10 protein-coding genes and 2 tRNA genes are annotated in these 12,988 nt (G+C 34.5%); 10 read left to right on the top strand and 2 right to left on the bottom strand.

Annotation, left to right across the window (positions count from 1 at the left end; translation table 11 throughout):
• Positions 1-150: 150 nt before the first annotated feature.
• The 7 genes from tsf (at position 151) to IPG37_01545 (ending at position 4,519) form a co-directional block, all read left to right on the top strand.
• Positions 151-747, top strand: coding sequence for a translation elongation factor Ts (tsf, locus tag IPG37_01575; protein ID QQR54093.1), 597 nt, complete (start codon positions 151-153; stop codon positions 745-747).
• Between the two features lie 27 nt (positions 748-774).
• Positions 775-1,362: a ribosome recycling factor gene (gene frr / locus IPG37_01570; GenBank protein ID QQR54092.1), complete on the top strand. Its 588-nt coding sequence runs from the start codon at positions 775-777 to the stop codon at positions 1,360-1,362.
• Between the two features lie 58 nt (positions 1,363-1,420).
• Positions 1,421-1,496 (top strand) — tRNA-Lys (locus tag IPG37_01565).
• An 8-nt stretch (positions 1,497-1,504) separates the two neighbouring features.
• Positions 1,505-1,591 (top strand) — tRNA-Leu (locus IPG37_01560).
• Between the two features lie 20 nt (positions 1,592-1,611).
• Positions 1,612-2,979 (top strand): hypothetical protein, encoded by a 1,368-nt coding sequence (locus tag IPG37_01555; GenBank protein QQR54091.1) that lies wholly within the window; start codon positions 1,612-1,614, stop codon positions 2,977-2,979.
• Between the two features lie 9 nt (positions 2,980-2,988).
• Positions 2,989-3,915 carry a thioredoxin-disulfide reductase gene (gene trxB / locus IPG37_01550; GenBank protein ID QQR54090.1) on the top strand — a complete coding sequence of 309 codons (927 nt, stop codon included), beginning with the start codon at positions 2,989-2,991 and terminating at the stop codon, positions 3,913-3,915.
• Positions 3,916-4,009: 94 nt separating this feature from the next.
• Positions 4,010-4,519 carry a hypothetical protein gene (locus tag IPG37_01545; GenBank protein QQR54089.1) on the top strand — a complete coding sequence of 170 codons (510 nt, stop codon included), beginning with the start codon at positions 4,010-4,012 and terminating at the stop codon, positions 4,517-4,519.
• Positions 4,520-4,618: 99 nt separating this feature from the next.
• Here the strand turns inward: IPG37_01545 and IPG37_01540 are convergent, their stop codons facing one another.
• A complete protein-coding gene (locus IPG37_01540; GenBank protein QQR54088.1) occupies positions 4,619-6,454 on the bottom strand; it encodes a protein serine/threonine phosphatase 2C family protein in 1,836 nt (611 codons plus the stop codon).
• 188 nt (positions 6,455-6,642) lie between these two features.
• Here IPG37_01540 and IPG37_01535 point away from each other — a divergent pair, with 188 nt between their 5' ends.
• A complete protein-coding gene (locus tag IPG37_01535; GenBank protein QQR54087.1) occupies positions 6,643-7,689 on the top strand; it encodes a hypothetical protein in 1,047 nt (348 codons plus the stop codon).
• A gap of 17 nt (positions 7,690-7,706) precedes the next feature.
• Entirely contained in the window at positions 7,707-8,192 is a 486-nt protein-coding gene (locus tag IPG37_01530) for a hypothetical protein (GenBank protein ID QQR54086.1), read from the top strand.
• Here the strand turns inward: IPG37_01530 and IPG37_01525 are convergent, their stop codons facing one another.
• The gene (locus IPG37_01525) at positions 8,193-10,439 is read right to left on the bottom strand and encodes a hypothetical protein (GenBank protein QQR54085.1); all 2,247 of its coding nucleotides are present in this window, start codon (positions 10,437-10,439) and stop codon (positions 8,193-8,195) included.
• 364 nt (positions 10,440-10,803) lie between these two features.
• Between IPG37_01525 and IPG37_01520 the strand changes: the two genes are divergently transcribed.
• Complete coding sequence (locus IPG37_01520; GenBank protein QQR54084.1) at positions 10,804-12,909, top strand: hypothetical protein; 2,106 nt, start codon at positions 10,804-10,806, stop codon at positions 12,907-12,909.
• Positions 12,910-12,988: the final 79 nt, after the last annotated feature.

The following is a 12,988-nucleotide window of genomic DNA, read 5'->3' as shown; positions in this document are numbered from 1 at the left end:
TCCTTTAAAAATCTAGAAAGAAAGAGGAGACAGTTGGTGCCAACTGTCTCCTCTTTCTTTCTAAAAACTGATTGTAAAAAAGATTGATTATGGCACACTAATACAGTGTTGCATAATTAATTTAAATAGTTTCTCCAAGGAGACAATGGAATGGTAAAGATAGGTAAAGAGCTTATTCAGGAATTACGAGATCGTACAGGCTTGGGTATGATGGATTGTCGTAAAGCACTTGAAGAGACTGAAGGCAATATAGAAAAAGCAATCGAAATTCTTCGCAAAAAAGGTGCATTAGTTGCAGCAAAACGTGCAAGCAAACAGACAAGTGAAGGCGTAGTGTATGCGTACATCCATCCTGGTGATCGCCTTGGTGTTATGATAGAAATTAATTGCGAAACAGATTTTGTGGCAAAAACTGACGCCGTACGTATGTTGGCGAAAGATCTTTGCATGCATATTGCAGCGATAAAACCTTTATATGTTAATCCTGAAGAAGTTGATGGGGCATTTCTAGAAAGAGAAAAAAATATACTCAAAGAACAGCTTGTCAATTCCGGCAAACCCACAGCAATGATCGACCAGATTGTTGAAGGTAAAATAAGCAAACTGTACAGTGAGATATGCCTATTAAAACAGCAGTTTGTAAAAAATGATCAACAAACGGTACAGGATGCGGTAAACCAAGTAATTGCAAAAACTGGTGAGAATGTTGTTATTAAACGCTTTGCACGTTTTGAACTCGGCCTTTAATCTATTTTCAAGCATAAAGAGGATGTTATGAAGGAAATTATACTTGAAGAGAATAATATAAAAAGTTTTCAGACTCCCATGGAGCAGGAAGCGGTACAAGCAATTAAACACTTTGAAAAAGAGCTTACAAAAGTTCGCACCGGACGTGCGCATACATCGTTAGTCGAAGATCTTTTGATACATTGTTATGGCGGACAAAGCATGCCACTGAAAAGCCTAGCTGCCGTAGCTGCTCCTGAGTCACGTTTAATTACGATTCAACCATGGGACACTTCAGTCATCGGCGCGATAGAAAATGCTATTACAAATTCCGAGCTTGGTTTAACCCCCATCAATGATGGAGCGTTAATTCGCTTACAACTACCACAAATGACCACTGCGCGAAGAGATGAGTTATTAAAGGTGTTAAACAAAAAACTTGAAGAATGCAAGGTCAGCATTCGTAACGTAAGAAAAGATTTTAACAACCTTTTAAAGGACGCAAAACAAAATAAAAAAATATCTGAGAATTTTTTCAACAGATTAACCGACGTTTTGCAAACTGTTACTGACAAATATTGCAAATTAGCCGAAGAACATGCAACAAAAAAAGAGAAAGATATTACAACCGTTTAAAAAAACAAAAGGCTTTTTTTTTTAAAAATCTTTGCTAAACTTGTGGTAATTAAAAAAAGGGTTGCTAGCTCAATAGGTAGAGCAACAGACTCTTAATCTGTAGGTTGTTGGTTCGATTCCAACGCAACCCACCACAGAATTTGCAAGAGTGGCGGAATTGGCAGACGCACTGGACTTAGGATCCAGCTTCCGAAAGGAAGTAGGGGTTCGACTCCCCTCTCTTGCACCAACACTTTAAAGGAGAGTGTTATGAATGGCGCTGAGGTTGTCACTCATTCGGTGAAACAAAATTTTGTGTATAAAGATCCATTAAGTTTTGATTCTTACAAAGATGTTTTTGGATTTGAGTACCTGTTGGGTCAAGGCAATCGTATACAGATCACCATTACTATTCCAAGCGTTTTTGTTGATCATATGTATGAGCTGGCTGCTGTAGATCAAAGAAAATTAATGCATCTAAATGGTATAAATCGGATGGATGTGCCGATCACGTTTATTAAAACCCATTATCAGGGACTACTAAGTAGTCATTTAAAAGACTTTTTGTTAAAATTTTGTATTTTCGATTTTATGTATGATCAGTTACACAAACATAAGATCTGTCTGAGTATCTGGCCTGTAGTGGTCGCATTTGATATCGAGCCAAGTCAGGATGCAAAGTGCTTATTTGAAGCGTTTTATGTTGAAACAATGCAGCTCAAAGAATGGAAGCTGTTCCCTTTTAAAATGCCAAAAAGAAAAAACTATAAAGATCTTGATCGGCAAGCTGAAAATTTTATAGAACATGAAACTGAGCACACAAAGACATCGCCAGAGCTCACAGTTGATTATTTAGATTGGGTTTTTTTCAAAGTAACGGTGGTAACTGATATATCATATTTTAACATCGTTCCCCTTGAAGCATATTTCTGGCTAAGGATGGATGATGCAGAAATAAACACAGAACTAAGAGACCTGTTTTTGTACAAAAAAATTGGTGATACCTTCACCACTCAAACGGCTGAATTACAAACATTTTTTAGCCAAAAGCATCTTTCAAACTATCTATTTTCTATTACTATTTTGGATATTGATTCTTATGCACAGGTATGTTTCAATAACTTTAAACATTTTTTTAAGATAAAAACACAGAAAGATCTACACAAAAAACTTGTTGAAGTTTTTTCTTTTCGAAACGACATTTCACAAAGACGATCCATTGTTGATGAAGCACTTGCCGTACTCACACATAGACACCAGGTTACAGCTCCTGCTTGGCTTGTTGAAGAACAGAAAAAAAAGGTTTTGGCTAGCGTAAAAAAAAATCATGATTATAATGTTTACAAACGACAGGCAGATTTTGAACAGAGAATAGAAGAGTTGGCACATAAACAGATAAAAGATTCTATCATTGTTGATCAGATTGCTCACGATGAAAAGATGGATGTCACCTTGCAAGACCTTAAATCATATTTAAATCTTACAAAACGTGCTCGTCTGCGAAACTTTTTCTGTTTTGAGTTGCCTACTACGGAAGTGGATGGCCAGCAGATGCCGATCTCTTTACAAAGTTTAAAACAGCTCTGCCTCAGGGAAAAAACGGTAAATTATATCATTTATTATTTAACAAAAAAGTAAACAATATTCATGAACACAAAAGTCCACGATCTTATTATTATCGGCTCAGGGCCGGCAGGCCTCACTGCGGCAGTATACGCCGCGCGTGCAAACTTACATCCGATCATCATTGAAGGTAAAACGCCTGGTGGTCAGCTCATGTCAACAACCTACGTTGAAAACTGGCCGGGTCAAAAAAGCATTCTTGGCCCAATGCTCATGATGCAGATGCGCGAGCATGCGTTACATTTTGGCACAAACATTCTTTCAGAATCTGTGGTAACCGTTGATTTTGCCAAAAAGCCGTTTTCAGTTACGACCGATGCAGCAAAAACGTACCACGCTCAATCGATCATCATTGCAACAGGCGCACACCATAAAACGTTAGGATGCCCGGGCGAGGCAACCTACTGGTCAAAAGGCGTAACCACCTGCGCAGTCTGTGACGGTGCGTTTTATCCAAATAAAAAGGTGGTTGTCATCGGCGGTGGAGACACCGCCATGGAAGATGCCTCCTTTTTGAAAAAGTTCACCAACCAGATCACCATCGTTCATATACTTGATAAGTTGACCGCCTCTTTTGCCATGCAACAGCGGGTTTTGGGCGATCCTGACATCAAAATCATATACGAAAGCACCGTAAAACAGTTTCATGGCAACGGCACACAGCTGACCGGCATGACCATCAGACATCAAAAAACCGGCAACGAATCTGAGCTTGAAGCGGATGGTGCATTTATTGCAATCGGCTTGAAGCCGAATACGGCTCCGTTCAAGGGCCAGCTTGCCATGAATGAGCTTGGATATATTACCGTTACCAATCAGGTTCATACCTCAGTTCCCGGCATTTTTGCAGCAGGAGATGTGCATGATTATAAATATCGCCAAGCGATCACCTCTGCCGGTGCTGGCTGCATGGCGGCATTGGAAGCTGAACGGTACCTGCTGGGCTTGTAAGCTCATGAATCGCTTTTGCTTTTTTGGCGGATAAAAGTTATAATAAAACTGTTTTTTGGGTATTTTTTCTTTTTTCAATATGCTGAGGTTTTTTATGAAAAAAATTTTGTGTTTTTGTTTGCTCCTAATCGGTTTATTTCCTGGATTGTGCAAGGCTGATGGTGAGACATGGTGGGAATTCTTACGAAGAAATTATCAACAAAGTGTTTTAGTATTATTTGATAAAAGTAAAATTGATCGATTTGAAAAGCTCTTTGATGCAAAAGTAAAACAACGTAAAGTAAAAACATATGATGAAGCTATGGAGCTTCAAGCTGATATTTTAAGAGAATTTTTTGCATTAAAAACGTCCCACGATATTCATCCTAGATCTCTGTACAAAGGTTTATTAAAAGATGATGTAGTTGAACAATATAATAGCGATTGTATTCGGAATGGAAAGCAAGGGATCGACACTTATTGTCAAGAGACAGAAAAGAGTTTTGCTGAGATTTACCATGCTTTAAGTTTTGTGGCGACGAAAAAATTTGAAGAAAAATATCCATGGCTTAAAGAAGCGATCAAGCAAAAAAAAATTGAAAATCAAACAAATTTTGAACAATAATTAAAAAAAACACTTTCAAAATAGTTAAAAGCCACTTCTGATCTGCATCAAAAGTGGCTTTTTTTTAGTTTATGCTTCATTAATCAGCTTACCGCATACTCATTGTACCGTTTCATCATCATTGTTCACATTCCATGGATTGTACCTCAAAAAACTCATCGTTGAACTGAACCAACTATTTTTTGTAGGTTCTGTTACCAATTTTTGAGTAGATTCCTTTTTGACACTATTTTCACGAGCTTTTTTGACATACACGATTGCCATGTTATCAGAATGTAGTTTTGCAAGCAGTTGGCTATAATGCGTAATTTCAGCTTCGCTCATACATCCATTCATTAGCTTTTCAGTCAGGATTGCCAGTTTTTTTCGCATACCTTCACAACAATATTGATAATGTTCAATAACTTTAACAATCATTTCATTTTGAAAATCTATATTTTGACGTTTTATCACCGTTGCAATCATGTTATCGGAGAATTTTATGATTTCACTTTGGTGTGTGTTATGGTAATAACTGTTAATTGCTATCTTAAGCTGCTCTGGATCAGGCAGACAAGCATAGATGCGCAAAAGTTGCACACCCTGATGATCTTTGCATTCTTCAGATATATTCTTAATCGTATAGCTCAGCATTTTACGTAATATTTCATATTTTAAAACATTGAACGCATCACAGTCTATTGTACTTGCCCTTTTTAAATTATTGAGCCGAACATTAAGGTCACCTGATCTGTCCTTTATTTCATAATACCGATCAAAAATGTTATTTAATGTATTATCTTCCAATTCTATTTCACTTTTATTCACACCATCCCTATACATATTAAACAAACTCAAAATATCTGTTTTTATCTGTTCTATTTGAATGGATCCATCACTCAACCAGATATCTTGCATCGATTCAAATAGAGCTTTGAGTGGATTTACTGCCTCTTGCTGAGAAACAAATGCATCAAAGCCAGAGCCATTAAACATTTCAAAAAGTTGCAAAAAGTTACTTAACTGCTCATGCTTTTCAATAAACATTTCAAAATCGGTAGCTGCAGTACGTGACAAAAATGGATAGCGATATAACAGCAATAGTTTTAAAACAGGCACCATATAGTTACACTCATAATTAGCCGATATATCATGAAACATTGCCAAAACAGACAACTCGTGAACCACCGTTTTTGAATCTTTTTTTTGATTCGCCTCTATAAAATTATAAACTGTTTCCTTTTTTGTATGGGTCCACAAACCATCAGTTGCTAACAATAACCAGTCAGTATTCAGTTTTTTAATTTCGTAAATATCCGGTTCTGAAGTCATTTCGAATAACGAACATCTAAAATTACCAAAACTTCTTGAAAAACTGTATGAATCAGTTCGTTCGGCAAGATGATGTGAGATGGTGTCCTTGAAAGCTCCATTTTCTTTCCATATACCTAACGAATCACCACAAAATGCTAACCAAAATTTTTCAGCATCTGATAACAGACACAACGCTGTTGAGCCGCCACTGTACCACGAGTCTTGACTATCTCTATTAATTTTTTTTAGATCTTCATTAACCTCTAAAAATGCCTTTCTAATATTTGATGATAATGCTTCAGGACTATTATTTTGCTTCATAATATTAGCTAATAGACGCTGATACTGTAATTTCATCGTCAATAATGGAAGCAGTTCAGTTTGAATACGTTCTTGCCCAATACCACCATTGCCATCACATACTGCAACCAGCAGGGGCGATGAATATTCATTTTCAGTTTCAAAAGCTATCACATCTTCCTGTATTCTTTTACTGCCCTGCATAATGCCCGTGGCAGCATTCCAAAGACCTGTATCTGTTTTGAAATTTGAGCTTTGTAATACTAGATCAGTATTACTAGAAAATGAGGTATACAAAGTACTATAAAATACCATTGTGACAATACATACATGTAAAATCATTCACTCAATCTTTACTATTATTTAATTGAAAATTATTAACAAAATAGAAAAAATACACACTAAAAGCAAGGCGCTTTTTACTGTAACTTGATTTGGATCTCATACTTGCAAGATTTATATTGCGTGTTATAATCCAACTTAATATTTTTATTACACAGATATTTTTATTACACAGAAAAAATTTACTAATGAAACACTTAAAAATCACATTCTTTTTTCTGTTTATCACACACAATGCAAACTCAATGGATTCTTTAATTCAGACGTATGAGCACACGAAGGATATACTTTTTTCCTTTCTTTTTTCAGCACACCCTGATGGGGAGCCTGCTTTAATGGTGTTCACTGAAAACAGATTAATGGCCAGTATAATTCAATCCGAGATCTATCAAATCGTTTTCGATAGCTTTAAAGTTGATGGTAAACTTACAGAAAAACATTTATTTGAATTCACTTTGTTCGCAACAGATATCGCCGAAACACTAAAACTACCATTGGAAAACATAGAAAGAGCAAAAGTGCTTAGACTTGTTTCAAAAAAATTACGCAATGCAATAAACATAAAAAACATTTATGCATTAGAAAGAGAAATTTTGAAAATCCAGTTATTGGATGAATTTGTTTCTGCCATAAGTGGTTCAGAAACAGTCTACAAAAATCAGATAGATAGCAAAGAACAAAGGTTTAAATATATAGTTTTTATTCAAAATTATGTAAATCTTCTGATTTTAAACAAGCTAAATAAGCATTATCAAAATGCTTATCAAAATAAATATATAACAAACTTAGTAACTTCAAGCCATCCTATAGCGCAAAAGCTTAATAATGTTTTATTTTGCTTATCCACAATGGCAATTGAACGTGATGAAAACGATGAAAAGCTATCTGAAAAACAATGTAAAGTTCTTATAAAAGAATTGAACGACTATCATACTGCATTTACAAAGCTCTCTTTATTTTTATTTGCAGATCACCCGATCAATCAAAAAGGATTACTGCCCATTAACCTAGACATCACTGAAACCGAAAATGATACACGAACAAAGATACGCAATATTTTTAAAGAACAAACAGATATTTTTCACGACTCTAACCCTATAGAAATAAAAATAAAACTGAATGGAAAAGGAATGGTTGATGAAGATACAATAACCTTTCGAGAGTGTCTATTTAAAAATCCAATAATTGAAAATATCGCTAATTTTGAGATCCAGAAATTAAAATTCGCATCATAATAAGGATGATATTACACATGCTAATTTTAATTTTGAAAGACATACTATTCGAAACACCCTCCTGGGTGTGGGTAGTGTTTGTCTATATTATTGTCATGGGAATCAAAGCATCAAAAACTCGTAGTATTTATCTTCCTCGAATCTTTTTAACACAATGCATTATGTTTGGATTAAAATACAAAAGTTACTTTTCCTCTGACGCCCTTACACTTATACCAGTAGTAATTGTGACAACAGTGATAAGTTTTTTTACTATCGATACTACCCAACTCAAACGAGACACGAAGACGACAAGCATCATTATACCAGGCAGTTATCAAACACTAGTTATCATGCTTTCTTTTTTTACTGTAAAATATATTTTTGGATTTTTGTACGTAACTAACCCTACTATCGCGCTGAAGTATAAGCTCTTTGATCTTATGATAAGTGGTATCTTGACAGGCTTTCTACTCGGAAAATCTTTGCGTTTTACCAGCTGGTACTTGAAACAAACTTCTTGATTACCAGCCAAATCGATAGGTCAATCTATTCCACCATGTATCTTTTACCACAGGCTTTTTTTCCAATGTCTCTTTATGTAGTTGTTCATCCGATAAATATGATTTGCTTTGTGGTATCTGTTTTAGAAATGTCTGTCCCTTTTTTTGCCCGCCATGATACAAAGATTTTTGACCAGCATTATGCACTATAGGAACTTTCGAATAACTACTCGGTTTACGTGAACTGGAGAATGCACCTCTTTGTCCTTGCTTTAAAGTCTCGTCAGAATCATCATCTGTATTTATAGAGGCCGATGATTTTTTGATACCCCATATACTGCCTCGATCAAAATAACCCTTGATCAAATTTTTTGACTCCAAGCTACCTGATACAGAAGCTTCTACAAAAGGAGCTGTTAATTTTTTGAAGTCAAACGATAAAAAATGAGTATCTTTTTTTTCATAAGAATCATCTATGGCTTTTATAAAATTATCAAAAATAGTTAAAAATTCTTTCTTTTTTTTAAAATTAAATATAACATGTTGATTAAATTTCACAATTACCTCGTCTCGTTTTTTAAAAAGAGCTGATTTAAACTCTTCCAGAGTCAATTGTGAACAATATTCTGGCAAATCAACCTTACCAAAAGCTTCTTCTAATTTATCAACAAAAGAACGATACCTCTGCTGCAACTTAGTTGGCCAAACAGAAAAAAGAACCTGTGAATAGTTTGCTTGCCCAGTTCTTTCAAAAACGAGCCAGGTAACCATCTGATTAGGATGACTGTCAACATATTTTGTAAATTCAGCAACTGCATTTCCAGAATAGCTATATTCTGCACGATCTGTTTGTACTGAGCCACCCACCATCTTGTTTTTTAGCTCATCATCAAGCTTCATCAAATTAGTTATATCTAATGCAGTATCAGACTGTTCTAAAAACTTTAATAATAACTGAAAACAAAACTCCTTATCTGATTCAGAAGCTGTAGAAGCAATCACAGAACAATAAACATCTATAATATGATGCTGCATTATCCTTTCAGAAGACTGTTCCGAGGGATAAAAATGTGATACTATGTTTTTATGTTTTAATGCCATATTCAGAAAAATTTCAAAAAATTTCCGAGATGAATGTAAATTTTCACTAATCCAATAGCTGTATAATTTTAAAGCATTATCCTCAACAGTAGCTACCATATTATTGATCAGATCGGTCTCTTGTGTAGTAGGTTGCAAATTGAAAAAATACCTATTAATTGCAGCTTCATCAAAGACAACCTTTGCTTCGCTTATATCACTATATTTTTTATAAAAAAATCGCATACATACACTTTTATCAAAAAAACTATTCACGAGTTGATAAAGGTTTGTAAAAGGAGAGCTAGCCATGGTTATAGAATAATGAAATAAATAATTTGTAAGTAAGTTTATACCTGCTTTTTCAACAATAAGCCACTTTAAGCTATCTTTTAATTTTTGATCAACAGTTAAAAGACCTGCAAGAAGCCTATTATCAATGGATTCGTAGCTGTCTTTTTTTGAATCCAAGTAACGATCATACGATAAAGCTTTCCCAGTGTAATAATTTTGTAGTAAATCAAGCATGTGATTTATCATAAAAAAAAGTTTCTGTTGATTTTGCTCAGACTTGAAAAAATGTTTTATTTTGTAATAAACGGCATCATCTTGATCCCAAAAGGCATATTCCAGTAAGTTTTTTTCTAAATAATCGAAAATGGCCTGATTATCAGGGTGAAGCTCTATACCGTGAAATTCATTAAGTATTACGTATAACCCACCCAAAACTCGCCAAATATTACGAACCTTTTGAATAATAGACTGATCTTTAGACGTATTTACCTCAAAGGCCTTTAATATGTTATTTAATTCTTTGATTTCTTTGTCACAGTCAAGCTGTTTAATCATACGCTCTATATTATAGATAAGAAGTTCAAAACGCAAAGGATCAAAGTCATCTTTAGACAATCCGCTTGCCAATTCTTTATACATCTGTTCAACAAAATTAATCTTCTCTTCTATCTCAAATGAACATAATTTACGGGCATTTTGCTCAGTAGGGAAGACTAATGCGGTCTTGTTTGAAAGCATCTCTCTTAATGCTCCTAGTTTATTTTTCACTTCGGTTAACTTAAGAGGACGCTTTGATTGATTCAATGGCAAGCTAAACTGTTTTTGATTCATATCATGTTGACCTGCAAGCATTATATTGGAAAAAAAAACCAATACCACAGTGCTATATTTCATAAGAACATCCATTACAATAGAGATTACAGATTTAATTATAACAGATTTTTATTATTTATTTCAATATGTAATTTTTTTTATTTGCCTAAAAGATTTTCGGAAGGCATTTTTTAAAAAAGCGAAAACTGAAACAAAAAATTCTGAAATTGGCTCTGTCAATGATTTTTCTTGTTTCAGTTGAACTTGCGGCATTGTTTTTGTAGGTTGAAAGTTTTCACCTAAAAAACAGGTTTATATTTACAATCTTTCTAAAAATTTAACATCATTATTTAAAATTATTGCTATTTTGTATTTTTAATCTGTATGCTAAAAACGTACATAACAGAGAATAAAAACTATTACTACTAAAACAGAGGAAATCACCATGAAAGCAGCTCTCTCTTTTTCGTTACTGCTTCTTTCCTTTTATTCTGCACTGCTTAGTCAAGAACCTGAGCGCGATACGGTTGAAGGCATTTTGTATCAAGTAATCGAAAAGCAACGCGGCATTTTACCGCTCGTCAACCCAGACAATCTCACCGCAACGATCGGAACTATTCAGATGCTCGACTCATTAAAAAGCCAAACCAAAGCAGATGAAGTTGCATTTGATTTGAAAAAAAATATCAAAGGAAAAGAAAAGTCATATGAATCAGTATTGGCAAACTACAAAAAGGAAATAAGCGACATTATACTTGAAGCAATCAAAACAAAATACGGTGAGATAAATACTATTATCAAAAATAGAACAACAGAATTTCAAATAGTAGTAAACGGCAGCGAAGGCTTTGGCAAAACCCTTCGCAAAATTGGTAACAGCGCAAAAGACCTTTTTAAAAAGAAGATTTTGCGATCAAAAACAGAAAGCGACTATTCTGATGCCACATTTAAGATCATTAATCCAGCAATTGACGAACCGTTCAAAGGTAATCGCCTTGAATATCTTTACTCGGAACTGTTGACTGTTACGAAAAAAAGCTTGGAAATTGGCCAGTTAATCAATATCTATACAATTTTACTCAAAAACAATGTAAGCCAAGAAAATTTTGAAACTCAAAATGCCACAATAGAAACTAATTTAGACGGTCTGATAAAATCGATAAACAAGTTTTTGGAAACTTATAGTTCATATGACGAGCAAAAGCAGCAGACGGTTCCCTACCTGATCGCTTTAACTTTGGAATATCGAAATACTGCAAACGCCATCATTGAAAATTCCATTGAATACTTGAACGTACGTGTTGCACAAGCAAAAGAGACTGCTTCAATCAGCAAAAACTTTAACACATTTTTACAGCAAGAGCTGTTTCCAACCGTACAAAAGATTACCGATGACAACGTAGCCGCCAACAATAGCAGCCTGCAACATAAAAATAGTCAATTAAACGCAAAAATATCACGCCTTCAACTTGAAAACCAGGCATTAAAGCGTCAAGTTGAAGATCTCAGATTGCAAGTACGACATACAAAAATAACAGAGAGCATAGAAAGTGCTGAACCTGAATCCATTGAAACAGGCTTATCACGTACTATGCGCATACCCGAAACTTCTTCAAGCTTATTCTTACCAACTGACCCTGCAACTTTGGATTCTACAACCATTTTTAAGAATAAACTGACAAAATCACAAATTGATCCCATTTCAACGAGTAAACTTCAAGAAAGTTTAACAAAAATAGATAATTTTATCAAAGAAATTCCAAATAATAATAAATTTACAACTGAGAACTATCAAAAGTTAAGTAATTATTTAAATGATTTGCTAAATGATACAGAGATTCAAAAAGAGAAGACTGCAATACAAGAGCGCTTGCAAAAACTAACCAATTTCTACCATGCTAGTCATATAAAAGATATTGAAGAAATTACCAAAGATCTACAAACGTTTAAGAAAACTTTGTACGAAACAGAAAAGGAATTAGATATTGCAAAAAACTCCATTCAAAATAAAATCATTAAGTTAAAAAATCTTCCCAAAGATACCTTCTCAGAAAATAGAAGCGCAGTAGTTGCTAACTTAGAATCGGAGCTACAAAAAACATACAAAGAAAAAATGAATAATAGTAACGCTAAAACAGCAGAAATCAAAGCAAAAATTAAGGAGTTTAAAGATAGAATATTTACCAAGGAAGCAATATTAAACGATGCATATGAAACACTTACAAAAACCATAGCCAAGAACATACCAAAAGAGCCTGACCTAGAAAAAAGTTTAAAGCCTGCTATGAAAAAGTTAAATCAATCAATGCAAGAGAAAACCAACCTAGCAAAACAGTTTGAAACAATAAATAATATGCTTAATCAGCTCATTGAGAGAGAAGCTGCAGAAAATAAAACCGATCAAGAAGCTCGGAAAAACATTACTCAAGCCATCACAGATCTGGAAAAGCCGTATGCTGCAAACACCCCCTATAATCAAGCGGTTAAAGCTCAAATAAACAAAGAGTTGAAGGAGCGCCTAAATCCTATAACTACAGAAAAAAAAAAGTAACAATCCCGCTGGCTGAAATCACCACGCTTGAACCGATTGCAAACGCCACCAATCAACTGCAAATCCCAACGGCAGCGCA

The sequence above is a fragment of the bacterium genome (assembly GCA_016699125.1).
Lineage (GTDB): Bacteria > Babelota > Babeliae > Babelales > Vermiphilaceae > AWTP1-30.
The sequence above is the reverse complement of the archived record's forward strand: the minus strand, read 5'-3'. Positions and strand labels throughout refer to the sequence as shown.

What these genes read in the sequence shown, in the direction of transcription:
- tsf (QQR54093.1), top strand. Translation starts at nt 151, where the DNA reads ATGGTAAAGATAGGTAAAGAGCTTATTCAGGAATTACGAGATCGTACA.
- frr (QQR54092.1), top strand. Translation starts at nt 775, where the DNA reads ATGAAGGAAATTATACTTGAAGAGAATAATATAAAAAGTTTTCAGACT.
- IPG37_01555 (QQR54091.1), top strand. Translation starts at nt 1,612, where the DNA reads ATGAATGGCGCTGAGGTTGTCACTCATTCGGTGAAACAAAATTTTGTG.
- trxB (QQR54090.1), top strand. Translation starts at nt 2,989, where the DNA reads ATGAACACAAAAGTCCACGATCTTATTATTATCGGCTCAGGGCCGGCA.
- IPG37_01545 (QQR54089.1), top strand. Translation starts at nt 4,010, where the DNA reads ATGAAAAAAATTTTGTGTTTTTGTTTGCTCCTAATCGGTTTATTTCCT.
- IPG37_01540 (QQR54088.1), bottom strand. Translation starts at nt 6,454, where the DNA reads ATGATTTTACATGTATGTATTGTCACAATGGTATTTTATAGTACTTTG.
- IPG37_01535 (QQR54087.1), top strand. Translation starts at nt 6,643, where the DNA reads ATGAAACACTTAAAAATCACATTCTTTTTTCTGTTTATCACACACAAT.
- IPG37_01530 (QQR54086.1), top strand. Translation starts at nt 7,707, where the DNA reads ATGCTAATTTTAATTTTGAAAGACATACTATTCGAAACACCCTCCTGG.
- IPG37_01525 (QQR54085.1), bottom strand. Translation starts at nt 10,439, where the DNA reads ATGAAATATAGCACTGTGGTATTGGTTTTTTTTTCCAATATAATGCTT.
- IPG37_01520 (QQR54084.1), top strand. Translation starts at nt 10,804, where the DNA reads ATGAAAGCAGCTCTCTCTTTTTCGTTACTGCTTCTTTCCTTTTATTCT.